The sequence below is a fragment of the Vibrio sp. B181a genome, from assembly GCF_030248375.1.
GTDB lineage: Bacteria > Pseudomonadota > Gammaproteobacteria > Enterobacterales > Vibrionaceae > Vibrio > Vibrio campbellii.
Genome location: NZ_JAHGAD010000086.1, coordinates 1 through 664, shown reverse-complemented (window position 1 = coordinate 664; position 664 = coordinate 1). Strand labels below are relative to the sequence as shown.

Below are 664 nucleotides of genomic sequence, written 5' to 3'. Positions count from 1 at the left end.
TCATATCATTCTCCTTGCTTGCTGGTGTTGAGTTGATGCTTTTTTCATCGTTGCTACCCGTTATAGCACGCTTTTTTCAGCGTGTCCCTAATACTGAATCAATACTTAGAGACTTGATTTATTTCACAAAAAACAAATAAAGCCGCTCATTGAACGGCTTGCTCCGTGGTTTATTGGCATTCGGCCTTATAGCCCTCGTTCGACAAGGTGGTAGGGCCATAGCCTTCGCAGTGCCATCCCCCGGAGTTCCAGTTGGTGCACTCGCGCTTGGTTCCAAGGATCAACCCTTTGGTGCCTTTGTAACAGGCTTGGCCTTCGGCGTCGGGGGTGAGGAGCTGGGAATAGGCGCCAGCATTGACAATATCCGTGAGGTTAGTTGACACTCGCTTCCATGTGCCCATTTCGTTACTAAAAGCGTACTTAGGGTAGCCCGCTTCACTTGGTGGTGGCAGGCCTTCGCGGTGCGCCGGGCGCGAGACGCGCTTTTGTTGATCGTAAAACGGCTGCATGGAAGCGCTCGCCTCGTCGCCATCAATTTTGCCATCGCAGTTTAAATCCCATGTATCAAAGCCAGCGCCGCATTGACCGGGCTGAGCAGCAAAAGCGGGCGCGCTTGCCATGATGACGGAGAGTAACAGTAGTGTCGTTTTCATCTTTCCTTCCT

At 51.7% G+C, this 664-nt stretch carries 1 protein-coding gene; it reads right to left on the bottom strand.

Annotated features, from left to right (window positions below; all coding sequences use genetic code 11):
* Window positions 1-170: 170 nt before the first annotated feature.
* A partial coding sequence (locus KIO97_RS24385; protein ID WP_285384199.1) for a hypothetical protein occupies window positions 171-664 on the bottom strand: 494 nt, incomplete at its 5' end.